The sequence below is a fragment of the Luteibacter sp. P4_E6 genome, from assembly GCF_056401535.1.
Window position 1 is genome coordinate 1 of record NZ_JBFUJE010000511.1, and the last position, 2,777, is coordinate 2,777.

The following is a 2,777-nucleotide window of genomic DNA, read 5'->3' on the forward strand; positions in this document are numbered from 1 at the left end:
GGCCAAGGCCCGCCTCGACCAGCTCGGCCCCGCCCCGGCGGCAGGAACCAAGGAAGCGCCGGAGCTGGCTGCCACGCGCAAGGATGCCCAAAAGGCCTTCGACGCCGTCGATGCGCAGATCAAGCAGGCCGACGGCATCACCCTGGAGGCGCAGCAGACCACCAGCCAGCTGGCCGACCTGCGCCGCATCCGTTTCCAGCAATTCCTTTCCCGGCGAACGGCGTCGCCGTTGTCGCGTCCCTTCTGGTCGGAGCCGGCCAAGGCGTTTCCGCGCGACTCGGCCAACCTGAGCGACTTCGCGGGCGGCGTAAAGACCGATCTGGTCAAGAGCTGGACCGACGGCAACCGCGTCGCCCTGATCATCTGCGCCCTGTTCGGCGTGCTGCTCATGACGGGCGTGCGCTTCTATCTCGAGCAACGCGCCCGCCACCTCACGGCGAACCGCATGCCACCGGGGCGGCTGCGCCGCTCGGCGCTCATCCTCGGCATTACGCTCACCTCTGCGCTCACGACCGGCCTCGGTACCCAGCTGCTGTATCTGGGCCTGAACTGGGACGAGACCTTCAGCGACGATACGGATGCGATGGCCAAGGCCCTCGTCCGCATCATCTTCTTCGGCGCCTTTATCGCCGGGCTTGGCCGTGCCCTGATCTCGGCGAAGCGGCCGTCGTGGCGCCTTCCTCCTCTCTCGGACGAGACGGCGCTCAGCCTGCGCCGGTTCCCGATGCTGTTTTCCCTGGCCGTGGTGTTGTTCTACTTCCTCAAGGAACTGAACCGCACGATCGGTACCAGCCTCGCCGCCACGGTGATGACCAGCAGCCTGCAGGCACTTGTGCTCACCACGCTCACGGCGATCGCACTGGTGCGCCTGAGCCGTTCGCATCATGCCGTCAACGAGGACGGCGATGCGCCGGCACCGCGTCCGATCTGGGCGAGCCTGTTCATTGCTGCAGCGTGGATCGCCATCGTCGCATCGTGGATCGGATTGCTCACCGGCTTCGTCGCCTTCGCCTCGTTCATGGCGGGCCAGGTGGTGTGGACGATCATCGTGCTCTCGGCCACCTACCTCGCGATGCGCCTGGTCGACGACCTGTTCGAGACACTGCTCTCGGAGAAGGGCCCGATGAGCGCGCGTGCGCAGGCGATCTTCGGCACGCATCCGCGTTTGCTCGACCAGGCCGGCGTGCTGCTTTCGGGCATCGTGCGCCTGGCGCTCTTCATGTTCGGCCTGGTGGCCRTGATCTCCGGGTTCGGTGCCGGGGCATCGGACATCCTGACGCTGGGCACGAAGCTACAGACGCTGAAGATCTACAACTTCGAGTTCAAGCCGGACCAGATCCTCACGGCGATCGGTCTGTTCTTCCTCGGCCTGCTCGCCGTGCGCGTGATCAAGAACTGGATGTCCGAGCAGTACCTGCCCCGTACGAATCTCGATCCCGGCATGCGCAGCTCGCTGACGACCCTGCTGGGTTATGTCGGCGTCGTGATCGTCGTCGCGATCGCCTTGCTGGCGATGGGTCTGTCGGTACAGAACGTGGCCTGGGTCGCCTCGGCCCTCTCGGTCGGTATCGGCTTCGGTCTGCAGGCGATCGTGTCGAACTTCATCTCCGGCCTGATCCTTTTGGCCGAGCGGCCAGTGAAGGTGGGCGACTGGGTGGTGCTCGACGATGCCGAAGGCGATATCCGCCGCATCAACGTACGTGCCACGGAAATCCAGGTGTCCGATCGCTCGACGATCATCGTGCCGAACTCGTCGTTCATCACCAAGCCGGTGCGCAACATGACGATGGCGAACCCGCAGGGTCGCGTGCTGATCAAGTTGCCGATGCCACTGGATACCGATCCGATGGAAGCACGCGAGCACATGCTTGCAGCGATGCACGCGCACAAACAGGTGCTGGAGACGCCCGCCGCGTCGGTCACGCTGGATAACATCGACCGTGCAGCGATGACGTTTGCGGTGACCTGTTATGTGGGTGGTCCGCGTGATGTCGGTAACGTGAAGAGCGACTTGCTGTTCGACATCATCGCGCGGTTGCGCAAGTCGGATATCCCGCTGCTGCGGCCGCAGGATCTGGTGTTGCGTGGCGGCGGGAGTGTGTCGGAGGGGATGGGGCCGACGGCGGATTCGGCGCCTAAGGCGTCGACGGACGATCCTTCCAGCTGATCGCTAGCACCCTATCGCTGCTGAAGCGGCTCCCACAAAGAGCCGGCACTTCTCCTGGCTTTGTGTGGGAGCCGATTCATCGGCGATGCTTTTACTTCCGCACGGAGATGCTCTTACTTCCGCACGGCGATGCTTTTACTTCGCGACCTCAACCGGCGCCAGGCGCAGATCCTGGAAATCGAAGCTGAAATCCGTCAGCGGTGACACCGGCTCCATGCGCACCTCGCGCACCTTGCCGTCCGGCGTCAGATCGAAGTTCACGAACGCATCGCCGTTGAGCGAGCGGTCGGTCCAGTGGGCAATGAAGGTGTCGTGCTGCCACGGGTCCAGCGTGCCGGTGAGCTGGGCGGTCTTCGCAAAGCTCATGACCAGCTTGCCACCCTGCTTGCTCACCTTGACGTCGCCGTACCAGGGATCGCGATACGTGCCGACGTAGCCATCGAGCGGAAGCGATGGCTTCGACCCCTTCGCACGTGCGGCCTCATGCTTCTTCATGCTGTCGTCGGCATTGCCTTCGGACTTGCGCACACCGGCGGCGTAAGCGGCAATCCAGTCGGTCTTCGGCGCGTCCATGTACGCGTCCAGCGCGCGCATGGTCACTGCCTGGAAG

At 64.3% G+C, this 2,777-nt stretch carries 2 protein-coding genes; one reads left to right on the top strand and one right to left on the bottom strand.

Translation table 11 applies throughout. The features are described from left to right. Window positions 1–2,167 (top strand): DUF3772 domain-containing protein (locus AC1DT2_RS20050; protein WP_477298279.1); only part of this gene is annotated, 2,167 nt, incomplete at its 5' end. Between the two features lie 135 nt (window positions 2,168–2,302). Here AC1DT2_RS20050 and AC1DT2_RS20055 read toward each other — a convergent pair. Continuing rightward, window positions 2,303–2,777: DUF3471 domain-containing protein (locus tag AC1DT2_RS20055; protein WP_477298280.1), on the bottom strand; the 475-nt coding region annotated here is incomplete at its 5' end.